27 protein-coding genes and 1 pseudogene are annotated in these 25,253 nt (G+C 41.5%); 12 read left to right on the top strand and 16 right to left on the bottom strand.

Translation table 11 applies throughout. From position 1 onward, the window contains the following. The first annotated feature begins 45 nt into the window (after window positions 1-45). A complete protein-coding gene (locus tag R3O62_RS00200) occupies window positions 46-588 on the top strand; it encodes a glutathione peroxidase (protein WP_005781482.1) in 543 nt (180 codons plus the stop codon). 119 nt (window positions 589-707) lie between these two features. On the opposite strand, the gene R3O62_RS00195 is transcribed toward R3O62_RS00200, so the two are convergent. Both R3O62_RS00195 and R3O62_RS00190 read right to left on the bottom strand, forming a co-directional pair. Then, window positions 708-1,238, bottom strand: coding sequence for an NUDIX hydrolase (locus R3O62_RS00195; protein WP_005808522.1), 531 nt, complete (start codon window positions 1,236-1,238; stop codon window positions 708-710). Window positions 1,239-1,241: 3 nt separating this feature from the next. Next, complete coding sequence (locus R3O62_RS00190) at window positions 1,242-2,462, bottom strand: S-adenosylmethionine:tRNA ribosyltransferase-isomerase (protein ID WP_165017572.1); 1,221 nt, start codon at window positions 2,460-2,462, stop codon at window positions 1,242-1,244. Window positions 2,463-2,542: 80 nt separating this feature from the next. Between R3O62_RS00190 and R3O62_RS00185 the strand changes: the two genes are divergently transcribed. Together R3O62_RS00185 and R3O62_RS00180 are read left to right on the top strand one after the other, a co-directional pair. Continuing rightward, entirely contained in the window at window positions 2,543-3,592 is a 1,050-nt protein-coding gene (locus R3O62_RS00185; protein ID WP_317472526.1) for a DUF2027 domain-containing protein, read from the top strand. A 111-nt stretch (window positions 3,593-3,703) separates the two neighbouring features. Next, window positions 3,704-3,928, top strand: a complete 225-nt coding sequence (locus R3O62_RS00180; RefSeq protein WP_250710101.1) for a hypothetical protein — start codon at window positions 3,704-3,706, stop codon at window positions 3,926-3,928. A gap of 304 nt (window positions 3,929-4,232) precedes the next feature. On the opposite strand, the pseudogene R3O62_RS00175 reads toward R3O62_RS00180, so the two are convergent. From R3O62_RS00175 to hemW, 11 genes and pseudogenes are all read right to left on the bottom strand, one after another. Beyond that, window positions 4,233-4,439 (bottom strand): annotated as a pseudogene (locus R3O62_RS00175) (hypothetical protein); the annotation flags it as partial. 456 nt (window positions 4,440-4,895) lie between these two features. Then, a complete protein-coding gene (locus tag R3O62_RS00170; RefSeq protein ID WP_317472525.1) occupies window positions 4,896-5,459 on the bottom strand; it encodes a DUF2007 domain-containing protein in 564 nt (187 codons plus the stop codon). A gap of 1,088 nt (window positions 5,460-6,547) precedes the next feature. Next, window positions 6,548-6,901, bottom strand: a complete 354-nt coding sequence (locus R3O62_RS00165) for a hypothetical protein (protein WP_005808506.1) — start codon at window positions 6,899-6,901, stop codon at window positions 6,548-6,550. A gap of 265 nt (window positions 6,902-7,166) precedes the next feature. Further along, window positions 7,167-7,769, bottom strand: coding sequence for a lysine exporter LysO family protein (locus R3O62_RS00160; protein WP_005808504.1), 603 nt, complete (start codon window positions 7,767-7,769; stop codon window positions 7,167-7,169). After that, window positions 7,766-8,053, bottom strand: coding sequence for a LysO family transporter (locus tag R3O62_RS00155; RefSeq protein ID WP_005808502.1), 288 nt, complete (start codon window positions 8,051-8,053; stop codon window positions 7,766-7,768). The genes R3O62_RS00160 and R3O62_RS00155 overlap by 4 nt, the downstream gene beginning before the upstream one ends. A 37-nt stretch (window positions 8,054-8,090) precedes the next feature. Then, window positions 8,091-9,125 carry a DUF4249 domain-containing protein gene (locus R3O62_RS00150; RefSeq protein WP_317472524.1) on the bottom strand — a complete coding sequence of 345 codons (1,035 nt, stop codon included), beginning with the start codon at window positions 9,123-9,125 and terminating at the stop codon, window positions 8,091-8,093. A 6-nt stretch (window positions 9,126-9,131) separates the two neighbouring features. After that, window positions 9,132-11,810 (bottom strand): carboxypeptidase-like regulatory domain-containing protein, encoded by a 2,679-nt coding sequence (locus R3O62_RS00145; protein WP_269095285.1) that lies wholly within the window; start codon window positions 11,808-11,810, stop codon window positions 9,132-9,134. Window positions 11,811-11,812: 2 nt separating this feature from the next. Beyond that, complete coding sequence (locus tag R3O62_RS00140) at window positions 11,813-12,691, bottom strand: FecR family protein (RefSeq protein ID WP_250741083.1); 879 nt, start codon at window positions 12,689-12,691, stop codon at window positions 11,813-11,815. An 11-nt stretch (window positions 12,692-12,702) separates the two neighbouring features. After that, a complete protein-coding gene (locus tag R3O62_RS00135) occupies window positions 12,703-13,140 on the bottom strand; it encodes a hypothetical protein (protein WP_005808494.1) in 438 nt (145 codons plus the stop codon). A gap of 125 nt (window positions 13,141-13,265) precedes the next feature. Beyond that, window positions 13,266-13,823, bottom strand: a complete 558-nt coding sequence (locus tag R3O62_RS00130; RefSeq protein ID WP_005808492.1) for an RNA polymerase sigma-70 factor — start codon at window positions 13,821-13,823, stop codon at window positions 13,266-13,268. Between the two features lie 12 nt (window positions 13,824-13,835). Then, window positions 13,836-14,969: a radical SAM family heme chaperone HemW gene (gene hemW, locus R3O62_RS00125; RefSeq protein WP_217737806.1), complete on the bottom strand. Its 1,134-nt coding sequence runs from the start codon at window positions 14,967-14,969 to the stop codon at window positions 13,836-13,838. Between the two features lie 835 nt (window positions 14,970-15,804). Here hemW and R3O62_RS00120 point away from each other — a divergent pair. From R3O62_RS00120 to R3O62_RS00095, 6 genes are all read left to right on the top strand, one after another. Continuing rightward, window positions 15,805-16,116, top strand: coding sequence for a hypothetical protein (locus R3O62_RS00120; protein WP_005808483.1), 312 nt, complete (start codon window positions 15,805-15,807; stop codon window positions 16,114-16,116). 6 nt (window positions 16,117-16,122) lie between these two features. Next, entirely contained in the window at window positions 16,123-17,109 is a 987-nt protein-coding gene (locus R3O62_RS00115; RefSeq protein WP_005781464.1) for a hypothetical protein, read from the top strand. Next, entirely contained in the window at window positions 17,096-17,590 is a 495-nt protein-coding gene (locus tag R3O62_RS00110) for a hypothetical protein (protein WP_005781462.1), read from the top strand. Before R3O62_RS00115 ends, R3O62_RS00110 begins: the two co-directional genes overlap by 14 nt. Before the next feature lie 272 nt (window positions 17,591-17,862). Beyond that, entirely contained in the window at window positions 17,863-20,019 is a 2,157-nt protein-coding gene (locus tag R3O62_RS00105; protein ID WP_005781460.1) for an elongation factor G, read from the top strand. Window positions 20,020-20,408: 389 nt separating this feature from the next. Beyond that, complete coding sequence (locus R3O62_RS00100) at window positions 20,409-21,968, top strand: sensor histidine kinase (protein WP_269109921.1); 1,560 nt, start codon at window positions 20,409-20,411, stop codon at window positions 21,966-21,968. A gap of 1 nt (window position 21,969) precedes the next feature. Continuing rightward, window positions 21,970-22,671 (top strand): response regulator transcription factor, encoded by a 702-nt coding sequence (locus R3O62_RS00095; RefSeq protein WP_005781457.1) that lies wholly within the window; start codon window positions 21,970-21,972, stop codon window positions 22,669-22,671. 75 nt (window positions 22,672-22,746) lie between these two features. On the opposite strand, the gene R3O62_RS00090 is transcribed toward R3O62_RS00095, so the two are convergent. Beyond that, window positions 22,747-22,923 (bottom strand): hypothetical protein, encoded by a 177-nt coding sequence (locus tag R3O62_RS00090; protein ID WP_005781456.1) that lies wholly within the window; start codon window positions 22,921-22,923, stop codon window positions 22,747-22,749. Window positions 22,924-23,061: 138 nt separating this feature from the next. Continuing rightward, window positions 23,062-23,508, bottom strand: a complete 447-nt coding sequence (locus tag R3O62_RS00085; protein WP_005781455.1) for a MarR family winged helix-turn-helix transcriptional regulator — start codon at window positions 23,506-23,508, stop codon at window positions 23,062-23,064. Between the two features lie 161 nt (window positions 23,509-23,669). On the opposite strand from R3O62_RS00085, the gene rpsF reads away from it, so the two are divergent. From rpsF to rplI, 3 genes are read left to right on the top strand one after another with little or no spacing between them, the layout of a single operon-like run. Continuing rightward, a complete protein-coding gene (gene rpsF / locus R3O62_RS00080) occupies window positions 23,670-24,014 on the top strand; it encodes a 30S ribosomal protein S6 (RefSeq protein WP_005781453.1) in 345 nt (114 codons plus the stop codon). A gap of 2 nt (window positions 24,015-24,016) precedes the next feature. Continuing rightward, window positions 24,017-24,289: a 30S ribosomal protein S18 gene (gene rpsR / locus R3O62_RS00075; RefSeq protein WP_005781450.1), complete on the top strand. Its 273-nt coding sequence runs from the start codon at window positions 24,017-24,019 to the stop codon at window positions 24,287-24,289. 11 nt (window positions 24,290-24,300) lie between these two features. Then, window positions 24,301-24,744 (top strand): 50S ribosomal protein L9, encoded by a 444-nt coding sequence (gene rplI / locus R3O62_RS00070; protein ID WP_005781448.1) that lies wholly within the window; start codon window positions 24,301-24,303, stop codon window positions 24,742-24,744. A gap of 225 nt (window positions 24,745-24,969) precedes the next feature. Here rplI and R3O62_RS00065 read toward each other — a convergent pair whose 3' ends face one another. Next, window positions 24,970-25,185, bottom strand: coding sequence for a hypothetical protein (locus R3O62_RS00065; RefSeq protein ID WP_005808476.1), 216 nt, complete (start codon window positions 25,183-25,185; stop codon window positions 24,970-24,972). Window positions 25,186-25,253: the final 68 nt, after the last annotated feature.

The following is a 25,253-nucleotide window of genomic DNA, read 5'->3' as shown; positions in this document are numbered from 1 at the left end:
TGTCCGGGCTGCTTGTTAATTATTTGATGAACCAAATAATAGAATATGAAAGCAATTTTTTCTTTTGTAGCAGTCTTGGTACTCTCATTATCGATGGCTGCGCAGAGTAAATCGTTCTATGACTTCTCTGTGAAGACCATAGATGGCAAAGAGTATAAACTGGCAGACCTTAAAGGCAAGAAGGTATTGGTGGTTAATGTCGCTTCCAAGTGCGGACTGACGCCACAGTATGCCGAGTTACAGGAGTTGTACGATCAGTATAAAGATCGGAATTTTGTGATTATAGCTTTTCCTGCCAATAACTTTATGGGGCAAGAACCGGGTACGAACGAAGAGATAGCCAAGTTCTGTTCGGCAAATTATGATGTTACTTTCCCGATGATGGCTAAGATTTCGGTAAAGGGTAAAGATATGGCTCCACTTTATCAGTGGCTGACTGAGAAGAAGCTGAACGGGAAGCAGGATGCGCCCGTACAGTGGAATTTTCAGAAGTTTATGATTGATGAGAATGGAAATTGGGTTGGTTTCGCAGCTCCTAAAGAAAGTCCTTTTTCTGAGACTATTATCAGTTGGATAGAAAAGAAGTGATTTAATGTGTCAAAACTCACCACAGAGGACACAGAGTAACACAGAGACGATTTTAAGTTGTTGATTATTAATAAAAAGACTCTGTGCTACTCTGTGTTACTCCGTAGTGAAAAGAGTTTCTACACAGCCTCTTTGGGGGAAGTAGAAGAGAAAATCCCAGCTTTTTCTATTTCACTTTCAAAGTTCGGTGTGAAGACACCTTTTCCTAAATTCGTTTTGATTTCTTCATAGCTCCAGAAACGTCCGCCATCTAATTCATCGCTGGGATGTATTGCTCCGTCATATACTGTTTTATGCACAAAGACTAACTCCCGTTCACGGGAAGACTCAAAGACATAACTTGTCAGGAGTTCCGGTGTGAAGTCCGTGATACCTAATTCTTCGGCGACCTCTCTCTTTAAAGCTATTTCTACACTCTCTCCCAGATCGATGTGTCCGCCTACGGCGGTATCCCATTTGCCCGGCTGTATATCCTTCCATTCAGGGCGTTTCTGCAAGTAAAGTTCACCTTTTGAGTTGAATACGTGCAGATGGACAACCGGATGCAATAGCTTGCTTCCGCTATGGCATTCGCCGCGTGTAGCAGCTCCTGTAATAGTTCCCTGTTCGTCTACGATGGGAAACATTTCCTGATTATTATCGCTTTGCATATCTTAAGGTATTAATAAGGATGAATCGCCGTAGCTCAGGAAGCGGAAATCGTGGCTGAGTGCATAGTCGTAAATTGTACGCCAGTTCCCTTTGACAAATGCCGAGACCAATAATAGCAGGGTGCTCTGTGGCTGATGAAAATTGGTAACCATTGCTTTGACTATTTTGTATTCGTACCCCGGAGCAATAATAATTTGTGTACTGGTGTGCAATGCTTCCATACCGTGACGGTCGAGATAACCTAATATTTTCTGTAAAGCTACAACAGGGCGTACGTCACATTCCGTTTCGTAAGGTTGCCACTGTTTTACACGCAATTGTTCTTCCGTAGCTTCCGGGTTGTTGGCCAGCGTTACACCGATGTGGTAGAGACTTTCAAGGGTACGTACGGAAGTTGTTCCTACGGCAATGGCACAAGCGTCGTGGTCTATCAGCTTTTTGATAATACTGCGTGATACGGATATATATTCCGTATGCATTTCGTGTCCCTCTATCTCTTCACTTTTTACCGGTTTAAAAGTACCGGCGCCAACATGGAGGGTCAGTTCCTCGAGGTCGATCCCTTTTTCGGTCAGGGCATCCAGTACACGAGGGGTGAAATGTAAACCTGCCGTAGGAGCGGCCACCGAGCCTTTTATTTTTGAATAGACTGTCTGATAGGTCTCTTTATCACTTTCTTCCGTATCCCGGTTGAGATATGGAGGGATGGGTAACTCGCCGAATACTTCAAGAATATCGGCAAAGGTGACTTCCGGATTATCCCAGTTGAAATCTATCCAATGACTGGTTCCACGACACTCGCCACGAGTAGCCGTCAGGGTGATGGGGAAACCTTTTACAGTCATTTCACGACGTAACGGACCGTCTTTCCATTTTTTCAGGTTACCGATCATGCAAAGCCACGCCGCATGTTCCGTTTGCTGGAAATTGAGTACATAGTCGTTAGGTTGAATCGGTTCCAGACAAAAAACTTCGATTAAGGCTCCTGTCTCTTTGCGGAAATGGAGTCGTGCCTGAATAACCTTGGTATTGTTGAATATCATCAGACTTCCGGCAGGCAAGTGTTCCGGTAAGGAGGTGAATACATCTTCGCTGACTTCGCCGTGACGGTAAATAAGTAACTTAGACTGGTCCCGCATAGGCAACGGGAATTTAGCGATGCGTTCATCCGGCAATGGATAATTGTATTCGCTAATACGGATATGTTTCGGGTTTTCTTTCATCATTTCTTTCTTTGCGACGACAAAAGTAGTTATATTTGCCTTAATTTGTAGATTGTAAATGGTAAATTGTAAACAGAACGATGAAAATAGGTGATAAAGTGCGCTTCCTCAGTGAGGTGGGCGGAGGAATCGTAAAGGGATTCCGGGGAAAAGATATTGTATTGGTGGAAGATGCTGATGGATTTGATATCCCGATGCAGATACGCGAGTGTGTGGTGATCGATACGGATGATTATAATATGACCCGGAAGGCTGCTCCTGCGCCAAAGAAACCCGAAGAACCCGTCAAACCGGTAAAGCCTGAGATTCCGGTAGTTCGTCCGGCCGAAGTGCGGGGTGGCGATGTTTTAAATGTTTTTCTGGCTTATGTGCCCGAAGATGTGAAAGCTATCAGCAGTACTCCATTCGAGGCCTATCTGGTGAATGACAGCAATTATTATTTGTATTATACGTATCAGAGTGCCGAAGGAAAGGCTTGGAAAACCCGTTCGCATGGACTGGTGGAACCCAATACGAAGCTTTTGCTGGAAGAGTTTACTAAAGATATGCTGAATGAAATGGAGCATGTAGCCGTTCAGTTCATTGCTTTTAAAGATGGACGGACAGCGCCTTTGAAACCTGCGGTTTGTGTGGAGCTGCGTATCGATACGGTGAAGTTCTATAAACTTCATACTTTCCGTGAGTCCGATTTCTTTGAACAACCGGCACTGGTTTATGACATTGTGAAAGACGATGTTCCTACCCGTCAGGTATTTGTTTCGGCCGAAGAATTGCAATCCGTATTGATCCAGAAGAAAGAAGTGGATAAACCCAAGTCGCAGCCTATCGTAAAACGTGGCGGGAAAAATGATATTCTTGAAGTGGACCTGCACATCAACGAGTTGCTGGATGACACACGTGGCATGGGGAATGCCGAGATACTGAATTATCAGTTGGATAAATTCCGTGAAGTGATGGAGAAGTACAAAACCAAACGTGAACAAAAAATAGTTTTCATTCATGGCAAAGGTGACGGAGTGCTTCGTAAAGCATTGATTGATGAGCTAAAGCGAAAATATAGTAATTGCCGCTATCAGGATGCTTCATTTCAGGAATATGGCTTCGGAGCAACCATGGTGTCCATTAAATGATGCTTCTATGCCTGTTTTTGAAATAAATAATCTTTGAAATTATACATCGATGTATTATACGTTGATGTATAATTTGTGTCTTTAGTTCTATGATAAAGAAGGAAACAGCTTATGAAATCACCTTTTCAGTATGGTACACTGGTCGATAAAGAGAATTTCGTCAACCGGGTAGAAGAACGCAAACAGCTGAAAGAGTGGTTAGATTCGGGAAGTGTACAAACCATCACCCGCAACAAACGCATGCTGACCGAACGTGATTTTATTGAGAAGGAGGGGGAACTGTATGTGTTTTCTGATCCTGTATTCGAACTTTGGTGTAAGAGGGAGTATTGTTGAGCTGAATTGTAAGGGGAAAACCGGCTGTTTAACAATGTTAACGTCAATTTTCGTTCATTTTATTCTTGTGTGCAAATAACAAGCCTTTTGCATTTAAAACACTTGTTATTTGCATCCAAAGAACAAGCTTTAACTCTGTGTTAAAACAAAGCTTTTACTGACAGATGTTTTGAACTTTGAATAGTTTGTATTTCAGTTTGTTAAGTCTGATTTTTACTTCTTAGCCTCACTAAAGGTCTCTGCAGGTTAGAGCCGATATACTTGCTTTTTTGTCAACTATACACAGGGGACTTGCCCTATCCGTTTATTTCCTTTTTGCCTTATTCTGTGCCGCTATCAGATACCTTCCTTTTGACCCTATGTTATTCCAGCAAGTGTTGGCAATCAGCCGCCACACCGTCGTTCCCTTTCTTCCATAGTCCGACAGCCTGAGAATGGCATTTACTTCGCTCACTTCGTTAATCCCCAATCTTTTTAGTGTATCTGTCAGTCCCGGATAATTGTGTGTCATCATGGCTTCACTTTGTGATGCCGGTCTTTTTTTCCGTTTCATACGTATATTTTTTAAGTTGATAAAATGTTATCGTCACGAAGATAGGGACGTTTCATGTAAGGCGGATTATGATAATTCATTGTGCGTATTTTTGTGGATGACGGCTTTGTGCGGTTTGTCTTTTCCCACTTTTTCCCAAATGTTGCTGATATAGACTGATATTGAACTGATGGATAATGGTTTAAATACTCCGTTTTAAATATTCCGAATTAGTCTTTTTTCATTGATGTAGTGTGCGAGTGAAGCCTGGCATGTATTGATATTTTGTGTATCTGCATTCTCTGTGTAGGATTTTTATATATAAGTCAGAATTTTAAACCTCATAATAAAAAACATTTATTATGTAAGACAATCTCTTTTTATTAACTTGATTCTGTTGGAATAAAACAATAGAATCGATTATGGACAATAAAGTCAATAATGCCTAAATCTATTGCCGCATTTTTTACACTTGTAATTAACATTATAATGATTAATAATTGGCATTAAAATAAAACCTAGCACAACCATCATTAAAGCAATTTTATTTATTAAGGAAGACCTGAGTCCAAAATCTTCAGGCAAAGCAATATAAATACCAGGAGTAAGTATAAGAAACAGGCAAAGGAAAATTAAATAAGTAATATATTTGTGATTACCAATAATGGGTTTTACATTCTCACTTCCACATTTTGGACAAAATGTACTGGTGGTATTAAAATCTTTAAGAATAGGGGAAACTATAGATAAAGCCTTTTCATAATCCTTAGCAAATACATATATAGCAATACCAGTTACGGCACCATATGCACCAACCCTAGGATTCTGATTCTCGTCATGCTGTCGTAGCGCAATATTATGTTCGTTGAGCAAGCTCACAATTTTGTAAGCGCGAATACTATTTTCGCACTTTAATAATAATTTTTCATCCATGTTTCTATTAGTAACATTCTCATGTAAACTAATTTTGTTCAATTGTTTAAATTCTAACTGTGCCATTGTTCATATTATATTTAAAGATTGAAGGAACATTTTTCTAATATAGTCAAAATAAATTTTATTGTAAGTATATACTAATGTGTTTTGCGTAATTTAACAAATTGTCTAATTTACGAGAAAATCAGATTGCAAAAAGAATATTGATTTTTATAACTCATATTCCAATTATTACTTAGATTTTGTTTTAAAATATAGTATATTCTATAAATAAAATTTAAAGTTGTAGAAAAGGACTAATACTCGTTCTGATTTTAGCAAAACGATCTTTCTATATACCGTTTTTATCTATTGTCTTTTTCATGGTAAGATGAATCTCCTCTACCAACAGGAAAGGCGGATCAATAAGTTTGAGAATGGGCTTTTCTTTATTGTTATGCTTCTTGTATTTTTTTGTATTACACCTCTTCGAGTTCCATCTTTACTAGGAAGAAATTTCTTCTGCAGCAAACAGGAATTATTAATTAGATTAAACTGAGGATTTTTCTCGCTCTTTCTGAGCTAATAAAAGAATTACTCCAATGGTGTAGCCTTATTAGGAAGTACATCACTTACCAATAGTGTAACAGTATCAATGCAACACCGTAGCTATGAGAGGATATTATGAAACCTTCCAATTCACTCATAATCAAATTATTGAAAATTGTTTGATTTTTTGTGTCTTTAGGTATCTCGTGCGACAAGAAGTCGTATAAGTAATTATTCAGCTTGCTGAGTGGAATATATATTGTTTTTATGCGCAAATATTTTCACTTGCATCTTTTACCTAAAAGATAATTATTATAAATATAATAATTTTAGTTATGGCCGTTATTAATTCTTTGGTAGTTAGAGGATACGTTTCTCCTCGTTCTTTTTGTGATAGCGTTGTCGAAACAGAAAACTTGATTCTATGATAAATCTGGTGCTAAACAATATAATTGCTACATAAGACTTTACTTTTCAAGAAATATTTTTTCGTCTTCCGGAAAACCAAAAACATCAGTGCTAACCATCTTCGCGGCTGTCGGTGATTGGTATAAAAATAAAAGACCGGTGTCAGTTCATTCGACGACACCGGTCTTTTATCCTTTTATTCATCAATCAAGTTCCTACTTTACTTCGATGCCCTTGTTCTTCAAAGTCATATTCAATATTGTAGTATACTTCGTGTACTGAGCATCCGTCAACGTTTTTTTCATCAACTTCAGATTTCCGTAGACAGCGTTACGAACCAGGGTGTCTTTATTCTTTTTTGACGTAGTGGCTCTTCCCATCTGCTCGTCAAAGTAGTTACAAATGTTGGCTACTTCTTCTGCCTGTACAGAAGATAAATTCAGGTATTTACCCAATTTATTCACATTGATGTTACCTTCCCATTTTGCAACTGTAGGTTGATTTTCTGCTGCAAATGTGGTGGCAGCAAGGCAGAGTGCTGCTACTAATGTTAATCCTAATCTTTTCATAATACCTACTTTTTTAATTGTTATTCCTGAAAACTAATCTTTGTCCTTATCCTTATCATAAGGACCCCTAATACCTATTAAAAACAATTGTTAAGCTCTTAGCTTTTTCTTTTTACCTATGCAAATATACAAATATGTTGTTCAACATAAAAGGGATAGGGAAGGGAAGTAGGCAATAAGGTGTCATTTCTTGATGTATATCAAGAAAGAAGTGTGAAAAAGATAATCTTATTACGAAAATTGAAACAGTTTTGTAATAAGATGCCTATATGGAACAGAATAGTGTCACCAGAAACGGCACGCTAAAGTCCACAATGAAACCATGAAAGATAGAGACTATGACGAATTCCTGCCCTGAACAGCGGGTGATAATGGGAAGAGTCGTATCCATAGTGGTAGCTCCTCCGACAGAAATGGGGGCCAGTTTTCCGAAGAACTTTACCAATAAAGGAGCGCAAAGCAAGGCGATGATTTCGCGCATGATATTTGAGAGCAGTGCGATGGTTCCCAGTTCGGCTCCCTTGTATTCGGTGATGAAAATGCTTGAGAGTGAATAATACCCGAATCCGGAACCCACTGCCATGCAATCGGCCGGTGAGCGATGCGATAGAAAGAGACTGACTACGGCACATCCTGCCAGTGTTCCCAGAATGGTCATTACGGGCAGGAAGAGTAAGCGCGGATTCAGTGACCGGAAACTTTTCAATGTTTGCGGATCATTGCCTATACTGATACCGACACAAAACATCAGCCCGCATAAAGCATAAAAACTGAGTTTGCTTTGGCTGAAATCATATGGAATCAGATGAAAAAGTCCGCACAGGGTGCCGACGATAAAAAAAGAGACGATAATAAGGCTGCCTTTCATGGCTTCACCTCCTTTTTCTGATAACGTGCATAAAGCAGATACCATAGTCCCCATGCAGCCAGTGTGCTTCCGGCTACGGCTGCTGTGGTGATGATGAAGGCTTCCAGCCCGATGGCGTGCAGTCCTTTCACGATGGCTTCGTTGCCTCCTACGTCGATGCCGAGGAGGAAGAGCAACAGCCATATTAATAATGTGATGACTTTATGTATCCATGTGAGTCTTTTGCTCCGTAACAGGTAGCCAAGCAGCATACCTGTAAGCATGATTCCGATTATTATAAACATATAAATGTGCTTTTAGGGCACAAAGATAGTGGTTTCTTTATAAATCCGGCATCGTTGGGGGAACTGCGTGGTTTTTAACCGTCAGCATGTAGTTGGTTTCTGCGCTGAATCCAACCATTCCGGTACCGCCGTTCACATTGCTGGGGAAAGCAATGGGCTCACTTAAGGTATTGTCATAGGCATCTGAGTCGAGCAGGTTCAGTGCTCTCAGATAATAATATTCTTTTTCGGTGATGCTGAGTATGCGGATATAGACATCTGTTTTTATCCATGTATATTCACTTCCCCAGAATCCCCATCCGTAAATATCGTTATAGACAGTCATTGTATAACTTCCGTCCGCGAAACGTGAGTCGTCAAATACGGCATACTTGTTAGTGACACTGCCGAACAGGCCGTTTTCGTCATCTTCTTCCGTACTCGGCTTGCCGTCGGTCAATACCACATCTTCGTTTGTCTGCAACTTAAAACTTTTCGACATGGCCGATTCCCAGTTAATCTGGTCACCCTGTTGCCAATAGTATTTCCAGTATTTCCGCTGTTCCACAATGATCCGATAGAAATTCTTCTCCCCCGGACGGTCGTTTATTTTGATTTGATAACGGAGATGTCTTCTCGGCGGAGTCCCGTAACCATAGTTACTTGGTATTCTCATGATAGAGACTGTATCTACCTTTTCTATCTTCCCGATAGGTTGGGGGACGGTGACTTCCGCCCATGCATGATATGCACCGTCATCTGTCATGGCGTCTATGCGGACTACATCGCTCGGACGGAAAGTACTGTTGATATAAAAACGTCCTTTATCGCTGCTGTACGGATCGGGGCGCAGCGTTTCGCTGAGAGAACCGTTAATGCGTACTTCCACAGTGGCTCCGTTGATTTGTCCGATTTGGTTTCTGCCGGTAAAGTTCAGGAACAGTTCGTTGTAAGTGCTATCGGCGTTGATGATGGCGTTCATCACCAACTTAGGCGGATTCTCCTTCAGGTCGAAAGGGAGATCGTGGTTGCAGGCTGTGGCAGATATAATAACCAGCAGGAACAGGAGTATGTCGGGAATGGATCGTTTCATAAATACTTAGAATTTATATGTATAACTGAATGAAGGAATACAGGGCAACAAAGTGAATTTCCGGATGACCGGTATGCGGTTGCCTTGTGTTTGTTCGCCTTGAGTATATTCAGTCTTTTTGTAGGTGCGATATACCAAGGTAGGGTTCATGGCATTGTATACATTATATATACTGACGTTCCAGATACGCATGCCATGCCGTGTTTTCTTGCTGAAATTAACACCTACATTGAGCCGGTGCGTGGCGGGAAGGCGATAGTTGTTGCGGTGCTTGACATAATCTCCTTCTTGTATCGATGAATTGTTATCGCCCGGACGTATGATAGCCGTCAGTTCAGTGGGGATTGTGGTTGTACCTCCGGTGGTAAGTATCCATGAGGCACTTACGTCGATTCGTTCATTGAACCGGTGGTTGAGGGTCAGGTCTATATTGTGCCTCCGGTCATATTTATATGGAAAGCGTGCCCCATTGTTTATCCCTCCTTTGGCAAACTTACGGTCACTCTTGGCCAATGTATATGCCAGCCATCCGGTTGTCTTCCCGATGGTTCTCTGTGCCATGAATTCTATACCCATGGAGCGTCCGCGTCCCATCTCCACTTTGTCTTCCCATCCGGTGGAAGAGCCGAGGAAACTGACTCCGTCTTTGTATTCAAGCACATTTTTCATTCCTTTATAGTAGCTTTCCACCGAGAATTCCCATCCGTCGATTCCTGTGTAATAGCCACCCAACGATACCTGATGCGCCTGCATAGGTTTGATTTTATTGGTCACCGGCACCCACAGGTCGGTGGGCATGGCGAACGGCATGGATGAAATCAAGTGTACATACTGGCTCATTTTGGTGTAAGAAGCTTTGATTACGATGTCCTTGTTGAGCTGATAGCGTGCGGAGATGCGGGGTTGTATGGAGAAATAGTTCTTCTTTTGCACTTGGAAAGTCGAGAAGTGCAGGCCCAGGTTCATACGCAGGCGACTGCTCAGGTTGAAGTTGTCTTCAAGGTAGGCAGATGCTTCGTGGGCAAGGATTTCGCTGTTAGAGGCGGTATAATACGTCGTATCCCGCTCGATGGTTTCTCCGGTCTTGTCGAATATCTTTGAGGTGGATACTTCCGGGCGGAAACTATGGTGCAGGTATTGTATTCCGAACTTGACATGGTGTGCGGGGATAGGATTATAGTCAAAATCTATCTGAGCACTCCAGTCCCGGATTCCCGATTTATAGTCGGCTTTATAGCGGTTCCAGGTTATTTGGTTGTTTGTATGTATCTCGTTCTTGGTGAACGTGCTGACGTCAAACTTATAGTTATTGAAAGCGACTGTGGTATTGCTGAACAGTTTGTTGTTAAAGATGTAATTCCAGCGTCCCGAAACGATGGTGTTGCCCCAGTTCATTTTTCCGCCGTCCCTGTACTTGTCTTCGTCACCGTAGTAAGTGTCGTCATACTTTGTCATGAAATGGTCTTTGCCATTGTATGCACTGAGGAAGAGGCGGCTCCGGTCGGAGAATTTATGGTTGATTTTGGCATTAATGTCATAAAAGTAATAACTGTACTTTTCCTCTTTCGGCATGAAGGGTTTGGCCAACAGGTCGATGTAGGAGCGGCGGGCAGAAATGTTGAAAGAGGTCCGGTCCTTGATGATCGGCCCTTCGAAATTGAGTTTGCTGGTCAGGAGTCCTATACTGACTACGCCATGATAGTTCTTCATGTCGCCATCGTTGGTGCGTACGTCGATTACGGAGGAGAGGCGTCCGCCGAAGCGGGCGGGGAAAGAACTTTTGAAGAGGGTTACTTTCTTTACGGCTTCGGGAGTGAAGACAGAGAAGAATCCTAATAAATGGTCTACGTTGTACACCGGTACACCGTCCAGCAAGATCAGGTTTTGGTCGGGGCCGCCGCCACGTACATACAATCCGGCAGATCCTTCCATTCCGGCCTGTACGCCCGGCATCAACTGGATGGCTTTCATTACATCTGCTTCTCCCAATATGCTGGGAGTGTTTTTTATTTGTGTCATCGGTATCTCGCTGGCCCCCATTTGAGTGGCCATGATCCCCGATTCGGCCTTGTCCGATACGATGACCACTTCTTGCAGCATGTTATTGTCTTCCATCCGGATGTTCAGCAGGGTGTCACGGGTCAGGGTCAGTGCGTGTTGCTGGCTGGTGTAACCCAAATAGGAGAAGCTCAACTGAGCTTCTCCTTCCGGCAGCGTAATGCTGTAGAAACCGTAAGGATTGGTGGTGGTTCCTTGATGATGACGACTCTCAAGAATATTGGCACCAATCAGCGTTTCGGCAGACGCCCCGTCGGTTACGTATCCACTGATAGTAAACCTGCGGCTTACGGGTTTGGGGGGGATTTTTTGTAACAGGATGTGTTTCCCTGTTATTTTATAACTTATCGGTTCGTTGGCAAACAACTGGTTCAGAACTTCTCCGAGAGGTTTCTTCTGTACGTTGAGGCTGACTTTATGGTCGAGTTTCACCTCTTCACCGTAGATGAAAGAGAAACCGGTGGCTTGTTCTATATGCCGGATAATCTCTGAGAGGCTGGTGTTCTGCAGCTTGAGAGTGATCCTGGGTTCCGGTGTCTGCGCATTGATAGTTGAAAAGAATATGGAAACCACACACATCAGAATGTAACTTCTGATGTGGTGGAAATCCGGATTGGATTTTCTCATGTTTAGTTAAGTTTAGTAGTAATCGTTATTTTTTCATTGTTGTGTGAATAGTTGAATTTACCGACTGTATGCAGCAAATCGAGAATCTGATCGAGTCCTTCTCCGTCGGAGAATCGTGCTGTGATCCGGTAGTTCTGCAATGCTTTGTCTGCTATGGAGATGTTTACACCAAACGTGTTGGACAGCTGTCGGGCAATCTCCTGCAGGGGGAGGTTGCTGAAGACTAATTCGCCATTCCGCCAGGCTATCTCCTCGGCAGCGCGATCTGAAACTTCAAGGGTCATGCTCTTTTTCACCTTATTATATATAGCACTTTCGTTGGGCTTCAGAACCATGCGCACAGAATTGGCTTTATTGCTCACCACCACGGAACCTTCGAGTAGGGTGGTTTTCACTTCCGGATCTTCCGGATAGGACTCTACGTTGAAGTGAGTTCCCAATACCTCTACATTGACCGACTCTGTCTGTACGATGAAAGAGTGTTCCTGATTCTTCGTCACTTCGAAATAGGCTTCTCCTTTCAGGCCCACTTCCCTGTGTTTCCCTTTGAATTTCTCGGGATAGGTGAGAGAAGAGAAGTGGTTCAGCGTCACTTCCGTTCCATCGGGTAACTTTATAGTCCGTGTATCGGCCAGTGTAGAAACGGTTTGCAAGGCGGCAGGTTTCAGATAGCAATAAGTGTTCCATCCGATGTAGCAGAACAAAGCGATGGCGGCTACTGCCGAGAAAATGCGTATAGAGAAAAGCCGGTGTGCCGGACGTGGCAATCGCTTCTCTAATATCTGATAGCTTGCCGCTGCCGAGAATCTTCCTCTGGGCGAGCGGGTGGAGGCTATGAGTTTCTCCAATAATCGGTTAAGTTCCTGGTCGGTATACTTCATTTTTTATTTCGTTATTTTTTCACCAGGCGGATAGACATCTGGGTCGTTTCCGACTTTCCGTTCTGAGGCCGGCAGATAAGCTGAATGTATTCATTCGTTCCCACTTTCTGGGGATAGACCAGAATAGTGGCTTTGGCCGATTTACTGCCTCCCTTGATGGTGACTTTATTATCTTTAATCTTAAAAAACTGTGCCGAAGGGCTTCCGGGCTTCGTCGGACGTGAGGGTGATTCGATGAAGACAATCCGGTCTTCTTTCGTTTTATCAACCGCAATGATCTTTACCTGAAATTCGGCTTCCGCAGTGTTCTTTTTGTAAGAGAAGTCCTGCGCTTTCTTTTCGAATCCCAGATATTCCTTGGGATAGGAGTTGTTGCCGTTTTCGCATGCAGTGAAACACAGTGCCATCGTAAACAATGCAAAGGTTGTAGGTCTTAATAACTTCTTCATAAGCTAAGTCTTTGTGTTTTGATTAAAATGAATTTCACTGATAAAGACAGAGCGTTCGAAGGATCTCCCTATCGGGGATATGCAAATAAAAGTTAAACCTTGTCCATCGGTTTCCGGCCGGTGGTTCATTGTTTATCGTTCATCGTCAATATCGCTTCTTTCAGTCGGATTGTTGCTTTCTGGAGTTGGGCGTCTACGGTCTTTGTGCTGATGCCCAGTTCTTCGGCCACTTGTGCATAGCTTTGTTTTTCTTCGCGGACGCGGATGAACACTTCTCTGCAACGTTCGGGCAGGCGGTCGAGCGCTTTCACATAGATGGCGAACAGCTCTTCGCTGATCATTGATTCCTCGGGCGAATCGCTTTGTGCTTCCGGTTCCGGCAATACTTCGGTGGATACGGTTGTGCGCCTGTTCTCTTTTTCCAGATAGTTGAGTGAGGCGTTTTTCACCAGTATGAAGCAATAGTCCTCAATGCTTTTGACTTCGGGCAACGAACTGCGTTGTTCCCAGAGTTTCAAGAATACATCAAGTACGATCTCCTGCGACCATTCTTCCCGCTTTACGTAATAGTAGGCAATGCGGTAAAGCCGGTCGTACGTCATATCGTAGAAGGATCGGAACGCCGTTTGCGAGTCCAGCTCCTTCATTCGTCTTAATAGTTTTCGAACCTCTGATTCGGTCATGACTTTATAATTTTAGTTGTCCACCCGGAGAAGATCGCTCATGATGCTGTCGGAAATAAAAATTCCTTCTCGGGTGAGGCGCAGAGCACCTTCGTGTATTTCTAATTTGCCGTTTTCTAAAGAAGGACGTGCCATCTTGAGGCAGTATTGTTCCAGTTCGGTTCCATAATCGTTGCGGAGGCGTTCGAGTGAAATTCCCCATTGAGTGCGGACGGAGGTAATGACAAATTCATTGTACCGGGTAGTTAAATCCCGTTCTTCCCGTTCAAAGTCCCGTTTGCCGCTTTCGATGCCTGCTATGTATTTCTCTATCGACGAACAGTTCCATTCGCGTGTTGCTCCGTCGAAAGAGTGTGCCGACGGACCACAACCGAGATAACTGGCCCCTTGCCAGTACGAAGTGTTATGGCGTGAATACATTCCCGGCTTGCAAAAGTTGGATATTTCGTAGTGCTCATATCCTGCTTCCTGCAGCCGGTCTATCAATAAGGTGAAGAACCGGACACTGCTGTCCTCGTCCACTTCTTCAACCTGGTGTTTTTGCAACATTCTATAAATAGGAGTACCTTCTTCATAAATCAGGTGGTAGGCCGAAACATGCTCCACATTGAGGGCAACGGCCTGTTGCAGGTCCCTTTCCCAACGCTCTGCTGTCTCACCGGGAAGTCCGTAAATCAAGTCGATGCTGATGTTGCGGAACCCGTAGGTACGGCATAATTCTACTGCACGAATGGCTTGAGTGGCATTGTGGCGTCGCTTCAATAACGTAAGCGTGGCATCATCAAAAGTCTGGATACCCATACTGATGCGGTTGAATGGCAAGCGGGAGAGCATTTGCACATATTCCGGACAGAGGTCATCCGGATTGGCTTCAAGCGTTATTTCATGGCAATTTTCCATTCCGTATACACGCCGGACGGTGTCGAACACTTTCCGGAAGTCCTCTTCATCAAGTTGCGAAGGAGTACCTCCACCAAAGTAGAGCGTTTCTATGGGCTCTCCTTTCAGGTAAGTATATCTCATTTCCAGCTCCTTGCAGAGGGCTTCGATGTAGTGTCCTTTCCGTTCGCTTCGCGTGGTGGAGTAAAAATCGCAATAAATACAGCGTGTCTTACAGAAGGGGACATGTATGTATATGCCTGCCATGATAGTCTGAGTTATTTTTGCGTTTTAAATTGCAAAAGTAAGGTTTTCGTTTTAGTAAACAACTTTGCAGGGCATATATTCTTTCTTATTTAACGGGAGGAAAGTTCCTTTTTAACCATTTGACAATCTGATTATCTGATGATCTCAGAATGCTTTCGTTTCGTGCCGCTCTGAAAGTTGGAGAAAAAAACGCCTGCATTTGCCGGTAGGATTTTCCCATGTGTCGCAGATCTGTGATATCTGTTCTCCAATAGATAGCTGTGCGGCGGAATCCTGCCCTTTTTCTTTTATTTTCCTCTTCCTCCGGTGATTCTGTTATATATGGTTTGACTGGCTTTACAGAACAACCGGAGGAGAAAGAGGCATCCATACGGCCTTTTTGTTATAACAATATATGTAATGTGGCAAAACATTAAGAGATTTCCGGAAAAGAAGTAAGCATTTCCGGAAAGTGCTTACTTCTTTGGGTCCGAATACTTACTTCTTTTTCCGGAAATACACCGTCTTTGTGCTGAAAAACCGCCGTCTTTTGCCTCAAATACTCCCGTTTTGCGCCGAAAACCTCGTTACTGAATCCTATTTCATTCAGTTTGGCAGAAGGCAGTGTAAGCAGATGTGAGGTGGATAATGCTTTTTAATAGATAATAAAGGAAAAGACTTTCATTCTGTCAAACAGCTTGTTCTCTTGCTCTTTGTCTTGATATGTTGCATAACATTGTTTAGTAACACTGTCAGTTTTCTTGCTTTTCATTTGATTAATGCCTAATTTGCGCCTCAGTAAAAAAAGGGTATGCGAAAAACACATACTGAATCATTCATTTAAATCTTATATATCATGAAAAAGACCTTAAGAATTTGTTTAGGAGTGACTTTCTTTTTATTTGTTTCTGTTAATGTCTGTTTGTCTGCGTTGAAAAACAAAGATAAAAAAGCGAATATGAAGATGCTTACTTTAGAGTGTCTTGCAATGGGAGAAGGTACTGATACCGGAGAAGGAGGAGGAGGCAACTATTCATGTACAGTAACTGTAGAATGTGGATTTCCTCTATCTGGTTCAGTATCTTGTAGTGGTAAAAAATGTAGTAGAGGACTTGATTGGTTAAATGGTGCCTATGTTGAATGTGATGGAAATAAGACTTATTGCTAAAGGGTAATGAATAGAATATTGATTCTTATTATCGCAATTTTATGTTTTTCTTCTTGTAACAACAAGGAGAAAAATCGTAACTTAATGTATTGTCAGTCGGAAATTAAGATAGAAGAATATCCTGATTCTAGTTTCTTCTCCAACATTACGTGTATGACTTATTATAAGAATAAGATATATGTTTTGGATAAAAAACGGGGAGACATTGTGGCGTTAAGTGATAACTTAAAAGAGATGGAATATGTTAGCAAACATGGTGAAGCCCCTTATGAAACAACATGGCCATTTACCTTTAATGTACTGAATGACACGGTATATGTTGTTGATTTTGGAACAAAGTCAATGAAAAAATTTCATGGAGGAGTTTTCTATGGTGATTTTTCACTTTCAAATGCAAATGAAAACAGATTTAGTCTCAATGATTCTTTAATCTTTTTATCTGCGAATACGGATTCGACAAGTTTTCTAATGATTGATAAATATCACCCAAACAAACAAATCCCAATGGGAAAGGTTGTACGAGAAAAAACTCCTTTTAAAACCATTATATCTAACAAGAAACATATTCTTTATGATCAAGGCAAAGGGATATTTTCGATTTCAAATTGCTACCCTTATATAGAGCAATATAATATTCATGGAGAATATATTAAAACATTTGATATCTCTTCAATTCCTATAATAAAAGAAGCAACAGAAATTGCTAAAAAGAATTCTAATAAAGAGAAATCTGTCTATATATACATACGTGATGCTTATCTTGCAAATGATCATATATATATACTGTGTTCATCACGGAGCTCATCAGGCGATTATCGTGTAAATACTATTTTGAAATTATCAATCAATGACGAAATGAAGCATATCTCTACCTACATTCTTCCACATGATATATATTCTTCTTTTTGTGTTTCAGACACATATCTATTTGCTTCACAAGAAGTGGCAGGAGTAACCATTGAAAAAATAAAAATAGGTGATGCGAAAAAATAAATTCTTTACCTTATTTATATTGCTTTGCATTATATGGGGATGTAGCAATAATCAAAAAAAAGAAAATGATGTTACTAAAACTCCCCAAAAGGATGTTTATAACTTAATAGGGAAAAGGGTAACCTCCATTGATTCTATTGTGTCAAATAAGACTTGTAGAGTTATTTTTCTATTTAACTATTATGATTGTGGAAGTTGTATAGATTTAGGATTCTCTATTACAAAAAAAATAGATTCTCTTTATAGAAATAATAAAGTAGCTATTATTTCAACTATGGGAAGCCCTTCATCTTTCCAGAAACGTAATAAATATTATGAGTATATATATCTTGACTCAAAAGATCTGATAAGAAAAGAATTGAAATATGTTCCAACACCTATAATGCTTTTATTGGATTCTTCAAACTGTATAAAAGACTATATATTCCCTAATACATCAGATGATAGAGAAGTTGTTCCATTTATAGAATCTGTTTTATAAGGAAGCATAAGCCAAGAGGTATATTATATTGGTGTTACCAAGTTCGATAATACGGAAAGTTGTTATCCTAATTCAACTTCGTTTAGAGAGTGCCAAGAGTTTGTGACACTGTGTTATCTGCTTAATAAACAGATCCTGTATGTTACATAACATTGTTTAGTAACACTGTCAGTTTTATTGCTTTTCATTTGATTAATGCCTAATTTGCGCCTCAGTAAAAAAAGGGTATGCGAAAAACACATACTGAATCATTCATTTAAATCTTATATATCATGAAAGTATATCAGACTAACGAAATTAAGAACATTGCCCTTCTTGGCAATGACGGCTCAGGAAAAACCACTCTCACAGAAGCGTTGCTCTATGAGAGTGGTATTATAAAACGTCGCGGCAGGATTACTGCCAAGAATACCGTAAGCGATTACTTTCCGGTGGAACAGGAATATGGATATTCCGTCTTTTCAACTATTTTTCATGTGGAATGGAATGGAAAGAAACTGAACATCATAGACTGTCCGGGCAGCGATGACTTTGTAGGCGCTGCCATGACGGCACTCAACGTAACCGATACAGCTATTTTGCTGCTGAACGGACAATATGGACCGGAAGTGGGAACACAAAATCATTTCCGCTATACCGAAAAACTGGGTAAACCGGTAATCTTCCTGGTGAATCAACTCGATAACGAGAAGTGCGATTATGATATGGTGCTTGAACAACTGAAGTCCATTTACGGACCGAAAGTGGTTCCCGTCCAGTATCCTTTGGCTACAGGCCCGAATTTCAACTCACTGATCGACGTGCTGCTGATGAAGAAATACTCTTGGGGACCCGAAGGTGGAGCACCCACTATTGAAGAGATCCCGGCCGAAGAGATGGACAAGGCTATGGAAATGCACAAAGCCCTGGTAGAAGCCGCTGCTGAGAATGATGAAGGCTTGATGGAAAAATTCTTCGAACAGGATTCACTGACAGAAGACGAAATGCGTGAAGGTATCCGCAAAGGATTGGCTGCACGTGGCATGTTCCCCGTATTCTGTGTATGTGCAGGCAAAGATATGGGTGTACGTCGTCTGATGGAGTTCCTGGGTAATGTAGTGCCCGGTGTATCCGAAATGCCGAAAGTGCACAATACCCGTGGCGAAGTGGTGGAACCCGATCCTGATGGGCCTACTTCACTCTATTTCTTCAAAACAGGTGTGGAGCCGCATATTGGCGACGTTCAATACTTCAAGGTGATGAGCGGAAAAGTGCACGAAGGAGATGACTTTACGAATGCCGACCGCGGTTCGAAAGAACGTGTGGCACAGATTTATGCTTGTGCCGGTGCCAACCGTATCAAAGTAGAAGAGATGGTGGCCGGTGATATCGGCTGTACGGTGAAGCTGAAAGATGTTCATACCGGAAACACGCTAAATGGTAAAGGTGCCGAAAACCGGTTTAATTTTATTAAATATCCGAATTCTAAATATTCACGCGCCATCAAACCGGTGAACGAAGCCGATACAGAGAAGATGATGGTTATCTTGAACCGTATGCGCGAGGAAGATCCGACTTGGGTCATCGAACAATCGAAAGAATTGAAACAGACTATCGTACATGGTCAGGGTGAATTCCACCTCCGTACTTTAAAGTGGCGTCTGGAGAATAATGAAAAACTTCAGGTGAAATTCGAGGAACCGAAGATTCCTTATCGTGAGACCATCACTAAGGCGGCCCGTGCCGACTATCGTCATAAAAAACAATCGGGTGGTGCCGGACAGTTTGGTGAAGTACACTTGATCGTAGAACCATATTATGAAGGAATGCCGGTGCCCGATACGTATAAGTTCGGTGGACAGGAATTTAAGATTAATGTGAAAGGTACCGAAGAAGTTCCATTGGAATGGGGCGGAAAATTGGTATTTGTTAACAGTATTGTCGGTGGTTCTATCGATGCCCGCTTCCTGCCTGCTATCCTTAAAGGTATCATGTCCCGTATGGAGCAGGGACCTCTCACCGGTTCGTACGCCCGCGATGTACGTGTCATCGTATATGACGGAAAGATGCACCCGGTAGATTCTAATGAAATCTCGTTCATGCTGGCCGGACGCAATGCTTTCAGCGAAGCATTTAAGAATGCGGGACCGAAGATTCTCGAACCTATTTATGATGTAGAAGTCTTTGTGCCTTCCGATAAGATGGGTGATGTGATGGGAGATCTTCAGGGACGTCGTGCCATGATCATGGGCATGAGCAGCGAAAACGGTTATGAAAAGCTGGTCGCTAAAGTGCCTTTAAAAGAGATGGCTTCTTATTCGACAGCGCTCAGCTCGCTTACCGGAGGTCGTGCTTCGTTCATTATGAAATTTGCAAGTTACGAACTTGTTCCGAGTGATGTGCAGGATAAATTAATAAAAGACTTCGAATCCAAGCAAACAGAAGAATAATGTGGTTACAGCCTGCCGGACTGCGGGCTGCAAATGGCTGAACTGCTGAGTTATAAAGCTACGAGGAGTGTACAATGTATGTGCAACTGCTCGTAGCTTTGTTCTTTTAAGGCATTCTGCTTGTGGTTGTAGCTGCCGTTACATGCCATTGACAGTTCGTCGGTCGCCTCTTGAAACCTGCTTACTCATTAACAATGATTAAAGAAAGTAGATTTTCTGAAGAGAAATCTTTAATTTTTTATTAAATTTGCAAACCAAAGGCATATACGTTTTGTTATAGTGGTCAGAATACGACCTAAAAAACGTCTTTCGGTTAATTATAGAGAACATCCTGTTAAAACAGGTTAAGCTGTTAGGAGTGTTAATTAGGGAGTGTTAATTTTGTTGCTATGAAAAAGTCAACAATCTGGATATTAGGCATTATTATGGGTCTTTCCTTTCTGAGTTTGCTCTATTTACAAGTGAGCTACATCGAAGAAATGGTGAAGATGCGTAAAGAACAATTTAATACATCCGTGCGAAATGCTTTGTTTCAGGTTTCAAAGGATGTGGAGTATGATGAAACGCAACGTTGGCTGTTAGAAGACATTACTGAAGCGGAACGTAGAGCACTGGCTCAGTCTTCTTCTACTACCGAACAGAAAAATGGTTTGATTCAGCAATCGGAGCGTTATAGGTTCAAGTCACCGGACGGAACCCTGTATTCGGAGTTTGAACTAAAGATGATTACCACCGAGCCGTCGAAGGTGCCCAAAGCCATGATTTCGGAGAGACATGGGCGGAATACCATTCCGCAGACATCGCGAAGCTTGACCGACGCTATTAAAAATAGGTATATGTATCAGCGTTTCCTGCTCGACGATGTAGCTTTGCGGATGATTTACAAAGCAAGCGATAAGTCGATTGGCGAACGGGTGAACTTTAAGAAGCTGGATAATTATCTGAAGTCTAACTTTATTAATAATGGTATAGAGCTGCTATATCATTTTTCGGTAATCGATAAAGATGGACGTGAGGTATATCGCTGTTCGGATTACGAAGAGGGAGGAAGTGAGGATTCTTATACCCAACCTCTGTTCCAAAATGATCCGCCTGCGAAGATGAGTATTGTGAAGGTGCACTTTCCGGGAAAGAAAGATTATATCTTCGACTCGGTTAGTTTTATGATCCCTTCGATGATATTCACTTTCGTACTGTTGATTACATTCATCTTCACTATCTACATCGTCTTCCGCCAGAAGAAGCTGACAGAAATGAAGAATGACTTTATCAACAATATGACACACGAGTTCAAGACACCGATATCTACCATCTCGCTTGCCGCGCAGATGCTGAAAGATCCCGCAGTCGGGAAATCACCGCAGATGTTCCAGCATATATCGGGAGTCATTAATGATGAAACGAAGCGGTTGAGATTCCAGGTGGAGAAAGTTCTTCAGATGTCTATGTTCGACAGACAGAAGGCAACACTGAAGATGAAAGAACTCGATGTCAATGAGTTGATTACCGGGGTTATCAATACGTTCGCTCTGAAGGTGGAACGCTATAATGGTAAGATTACATCGAACCTTGAGGCTACCAATCCTGTTATATTTGCGGACGAAATGCATATCACCAATGTGATATTCAATCTGATGGATAACGCGGTGAAATACAAGAAGCCCGAAGAAGACCTGGTGCTCGACGTGAGAACTTGGAACGAACCCGGTAAACTGATGATTTCGATACAGGACAACGGTATTGGTATTAAAAAAGAAAACCTGAAGAAGGTGTTTGATAAGTTCTATCGCGTGCATACAGGTAATCTGCACGATGTAAAAGGTTTCGGTCTGGGACTGGCTTATGTGAAAAAGATTATTCAGGATCATAAGGGAACCATCCGGGCGGAGAGTGAACTGAATGTAGGAACTAAATTTATTATTGCATTACCTTTATTAAAAAATGATTGATATGGACGAGAAACTGCGTATTTTATTATGCGAAGATGATGAAAATCTTGGCATGCTTTTAAGAGAATATTTACAGGCGAAAGGTTACTCTGCTGAGTTGTATCCTGATGGAGAAGCCGGATTTAAGGCTTTCCTGAAGAATAAATATGACTTGTGCGTGTTCGACGTGATGATGCCTAAGAAAGATGGTTTCACGCTGGCACAGGAGGTTCGTGCGGCCAACGCTGAAATTCCGATTATCTTCCTGACTGCAAAGACACTCAAGGAGGATATTCTGGAAGGATTTAAGATCGGTGCGGATGATTACATCACCAAACCTTTCAGTATGGAAGAACTTACTTTCAGAATTGAAGCGATCCTGAGACGTGTTCGTGGAAAGAAGAACAAAGAAAGCAATATCTATAAGATCGGTAAGTTTACGTTTGATACACAAAAGCAGATTCTGGCTATCGGTGACAAACAAACTAAGCTGACTACCAAGGAATCGGAATTGCTGGGATTGTTGTGTGCACATGCCAACGAGATTTTGCAGCGTGACTTTGCTTTGAAGACTATCTGGATTGATGATAACTATTTCAATGCCCGTAGTATGGATGTATATATCACCAAACTGCGTAAGCACCTGAAAGATGATGATTCGATTGAGATTATCAACATCCACGGAAAAGGTTACAAGTTGATTACCCCCGAACCGGAATCATAATGGAGAGGGGGATATACAGAAATAAAAAAGCCGGAAAACATTCGTTTTCCGGCTTTTTTATTTCTGTTGAAAATATTAATCCGCAATTCTTTTATTGATCGCAATGTAAGAAATGAGTCCGAGTACCACCAATACTATCGAGCCTCCCAAGATAGCGTTGTTGTTCACGTCTCCGGTCAGAGAACAAACAATCAGAATGATTATTCCGACTAAGATTAATATCAATCCTAAATTCTTTAATAAGCCTTTCATGTGTGTGTATTTTAATAGATTATTATATTCCAGTCACAAATTAACGCATAATTCTTTAACGAGCGAAATTATTTTCGCAAAAAAACCATTAATTAGCCATAAATAGTTGATTTGGTTGCTTTCACTTCTCCGTATTGATTAATCTTTGGTATTGAAAAATATCTTTCTCAATACTTCCTGGCTTACGCTTAATTCTTCGACTGTGATGCCGTGCAACGCCTCTTTCAGTGTCCGGTTGGCTATAACACGGGCTTTTTCTTCCAGTTCTTTTCCTGTTTTGGTCAGGTGGATCAGATTGGTACGACGGTCCTTTTTGTCGGAGATACGGACAACCAGATGCTGACGTTCCATATTGTCGATTAAACGGGTCATACTCGGTTTATCTTTAAAAGTTGCATTGCACAACTCTTGTTGGGTCACTCCGTCTTTTTCCCAGAGAAAAATAAGAACCGTCCATTGTTCCGGGCTGATCTCCAGACCGTTCTGTCTGAAGTTACGGTATAGCTTACGGTTGATGGCGGCAGAAACTTTGCCATTCAGGATAGCAAAGATTAGTCTGATATCAAAATTAAATTGTTCGATCATGAAATTATTGTTTAAGCAACTTTGCAAAGATAAATGTCTTCTTCGACAAATCCTATCCCGTGGCATAAAAAAAGATTAAATGTTTGCAGTTCAAAATAAAATGCCTACCTTTGCACCGCATTTTTAAAATCAAATAATTTATTTATTTAATTAAAACGAGTATGAATCAATACGAAACCGTTTTCATTTTAACTCCCGTTTTGTCTGATGTTCAGATGAAGGAAGCGGTAGAAAAATTCAAAGGCATTCTTCAGGCTGAAGGTGCTGAGATTATCAATGAAGAAAACTGGGGACTTAAGAAACTGGCTTATCCAATCCAGAAGAAGTCTACAGGATTCTATCAGCTGATTGAGTTCAATGCAGAACCTACTGTTATTGACAAGTTGGAATTAAATTTCCGTCGTGATGAACGCGTAATCCGTTTCCTGACTTTCAGAATGGATAAATACGCTGCAGAATATGCTGCAAAGAGAAGAAGTGTTAAATCAAACAAAAAGGAGGATTAATCATGGCACAACAAGTTCAATCAGAAATCAGATATTTAACTCCGCCTTCAGTAGACGTTAAGAAGAAAAAATACTGCCGTTTCAAAAAGAGTGGTATTAGGTATATCGACTACAAAGATCCTGAATTTTTGAAGAAATTCTTGAATGAGCAGGGTAAGATCCTTCCGCGCCGTATCACCGGTACTTCTTTGAAGTTCCAGCGTCGTATTGCGCAGGCTGTGAAGAGAGCACGTCACCTGGCGTTACTTCCATTTGTAACTGACATGATGAAATAAGGAGGAAAAGTATGGAAATTATATTGAAAGAAGACGTAGTAAACTTGGGTTATAAGAATGACATCGTAACTGTTAAGTCTGGTTATGGTCGTAATTACTTGATCCCCACCGGAAAAGCTGTTATTGCTTCTCCTTCTGCAAAGAAAATGTTGGCTGAAGAACTGAAACAGCGTGCTCACAAACTTGAGAAAATCAAGAAAGATGCTGAAGCACTGGCTGCTAAGTTGGAAGGTGTATCTTTGACTATTGCTACAAAGGTTAGCTCAACCGGTACTATCTTCGGTTCTGTTGGTAACATCCAGATCGCTGAGGAATTGGCTAAGTTGGGTCACGAAATCGACAGAAAGATCATCGTTGTAAAAGACGCTGTAAAAGAAGTTGGTTCTTATAAAGCTATCGTTAAACTGCACAAAGAAGTTTCTGTAGAAATTCCTTTTGAAGTAGTAGCTGAATAAGCCTATCATATGACATTGAGAAGGGACATTCCAAAACGGGATGTCCTTTTTTTTTTGAGAGATTATTGGGAGAGTGTCTTTGTTTATAAATAAAGAGATACCCGGCAGAGGTGCCCAGTGTTGAAGAAGGTAAACGACTTCCGTAATGGAAAGGTACGGATATAAAAAAAGTCTGTACGTGCTTTTGCACGGCAGACTTTCAATTCTCTCTAATGTTGTTCGAGATTATTCAGCTACAACTGCTTCAGTTGCAGTAGAGTCAGTTGCTGTAGTATCAGCTACCTGAGCTGCTGCTTCAGCTGCAGCTGCTTCAACTGCTGCGATAGAGTCAGCGATACGGATAGAATCTGCAGTTGCTTTTTCAGCGTCAGCTGCTTTGTTACCACAAGATGCGAATGATACTGCTGCGATAGCTACGAACATCAAAACTAATTTTTTCATTTTCTTTGCTTTTTAAATCTGTAATACAATCAATTGCTTATTAAAACGATGCAAAGGTATGTACTTTT

The sequence above is a fragment of the Bacteroides hominis genome (genome assembly GCF_033042785.2).
Taxonomy (GTDB): Bacteria; Bacteroidota; Bacteroidia; order Bacteroidales; family Bacteroidaceae; genus Bacteroides; species Bacteroides hominis.
The sequence above is the reverse complement of the archived record's forward strand: the minus strand, read 5'-3'. Positions and strand labels throughout refer to the sequence as shown.

Coding starts and splice junctions, on each gene's coding strand:
- R3O62_RS00200 (WP_005781482.1), top strand. CDS start 46: ATGAAAGCAATTTTTTCTTTTGTAGCAGTCTTGGTACTCTCATTATCG.
- R3O62_RS00195 (WP_005808522.1), bottom strand. CDS start 1,238: ATGCAAAGCGATAATAATCAGGAAATGTTTCCCATCGTAGACGAACAG.
- R3O62_RS00190 (WP_165017572.1), bottom strand. CDS start 2,462: ATGAAAGAAAACCCGAAACATATCCGTATTAGCGAATACAATTATCCA.
- R3O62_RS00185 (WP_317472526.1), top strand. CDS start 2,543: ATGAAAATAGGTGATAAAGTGCGCTTCCTCAGTGAGGTGGGCGGAGGA.
- R3O62_RS00180 (WP_250710101.1), top strand. CDS start 3,704: ATGAAATCACCTTTTCAGTATGGTACACTGGTCGATAAAGAGAATTTC.
- R3O62_RS00170 (WP_317472525.1), bottom strand. CDS start 5,459: ATGGCACAGTTAGAATTTAAACAATTGAACAAAATTAGTTTACATGAG.
- R3O62_RS00165 (WP_005808506.1), bottom strand. CDS start 6,901: ATGAAAAGATTAGGATTAACATTAGTAGCAGCACTCTGCCTTGCTGCC.
- R3O62_RS00160 (WP_005808504.1), bottom strand. CDS start 7,769: ATGAAAGGCAGCCTTATTATCGTCTCTTTTTTTATCGTCGGCACCCTG.
- R3O62_RS00155 (WP_005808502.1), bottom strand. CDS start 8,053: ATGTTTATAATAATCGGAATCATGCTTACAGGTATGCTGCTTGGCTAC.
- R3O62_RS00150 (WP_317472524.1), bottom strand. CDS start 9,125: ATGAAACGATCCATTCCCGACATACTCCTGTTCCTGCTGGTTATTATA.
- R3O62_RS00145 (WP_269095285.1), bottom strand. CDS start 11,810: ATGAGAAAATCCAATCCGGATTTCCACCACATCAGAAGTTACATTCTG.
- R3O62_RS00140 (WP_250741083.1), bottom strand. CDS start 12,691: ATGAAGTATACCGACCAGGAACTTAACCGATTATTGGAGAAACTCATA.
- R3O62_RS00135 (WP_005808494.1), bottom strand. CDS start 13,140: ATGAAGAAGTTATTAAGACCTACAACCTTTGCATTGTTTACGATGGCA.
- R3O62_RS00130 (WP_005808492.1), bottom strand. CDS start 13,823: ATGACCGAATCAGAGGTTCGAAAACTATTAAGACGAATGAAGGAGCTG.
- hemW (WP_217737806.1), bottom strand. CDS start 14,969: ATGGCAGGCATATACATACATGTCCCCTTCTGTAAGACACGCTGTATT.
- R3O62_RS00120 (WP_005808483.1), top strand. CDS start 15,805: ATGAAAAAGACCTTAAGAATTTGTTTAGGAGTGACTTTCTTTTTATTT.
- R3O62_RS00115 (WP_005781464.1), top strand. CDS start 16,123: ATGAATAGAATATTGATTCTTATTATCGCAATTTTATGTTTTTCTTCT.
- R3O62_RS00110 (WP_005781462.1), top strand. CDS start 17,096: ATGCGAAAAAATAAATTCTTTACCTTATTTATATTGCTTTGCATTATA.
- R3O62_RS00105 (WP_005781460.1), top strand. CDS start 17,863: ATGAAAGTATATCAGACTAACGAAATTAAGAACATTGCCCTTCTTGGC.
- R3O62_RS00100 (WP_269109921.1), top strand. CDS start 20,409: ATGAAAAAGTCAACAATCTGGATATTAGGCATTATTATGGGTCTTTCC.
- R3O62_RS00095 (WP_005781457.1), top strand. CDS start 21,970: ATGGACGAGAAACTGCGTATTTTATTATGCGAAGATGATGAAAATCTT.
- R3O62_RS00090 (WP_005781456.1), bottom strand. CDS start 22,923: ATGAAAGGCTTATTAAAGAATTTAGGATTGATATTAATCTTAGTCGGA.
- R3O62_RS00085 (WP_005781455.1), bottom strand. CDS start 23,508: ATGATCGAACAATTTAATTTTGATATCAGACTAATCTTTGCTATCCTG.
- rpsF (WP_005781453.1), top strand. CDS start 23,670: ATGAATCAATACGAAACCGTTTTCATTTTAACTCCCGTTTTGTCTGAT.
- rpsR (WP_005781450.1), top strand. CDS start 24,017: ATGGCACAACAAGTTCAATCAGAAATCAGATATTTAACTCCGCCTTCA.
- rplI (WP_005781448.1), top strand. CDS start 24,301: ATGGAAATTATATTGAAAGAAGACGTAGTAAACTTGGGTTATAAGAAT.
- R3O62_RS00065 (WP_005808476.1), bottom strand. CDS start 25,185: ATGAAAAAATTAGTTTTGATGTTCGTAGCTATCGCAGCAGTATCATTC.